We start from the raw sequence: 274 nt of genomic DNA on the forward strand, positions 1-274 counted from the left end.
TGTTAAAGCGGCTGTCAATTCAATATGTCTACGAACGTATCTTCTTTTTGTATTTCGCTTGTCTCTCAAAGCGGGTGCAAAAGTAGAAAACTTATTTCTAAATGGCAAATGTTTTTTGAAGTTTTTTAAAAAGAAAATTTCTTCTCTCTTTACTCCCAAACCTTACCAATCTATCAATGAACTTCCCTTGTTTTGCGGGGTGCAAATGTAATATCCGTTTTCGAATCTCACAAGCTTTTCTTAATCTTTTTTGAAAATAAATCTCAATCCTTAT

Annotated in this window: 1 protein-coding gene; it reads left to right on the forward strand. The window is 32.5% G+C overall.

Annotated elements, in window-relative coordinates:
* Positions 1 to 211, forward strand: a 211-nt coding sequence (locus tag ACHRVZ_RS21420) for a hypothetical protein (RefSeq protein ID WP_395425056.1), incomplete at its 5' end; no start/stop codon positions are given.
* Positions 212 to 274: the final 63 nt, after the last annotated feature.

This window comes from Flavobacterium sp. FlaQc-57, assembly GCF_044007395.1.
GTDB lineage: Bacteria > Bacteroidota > Bacteroidia > Flavobacteriales > Flavobacteriaceae > Flavobacterium.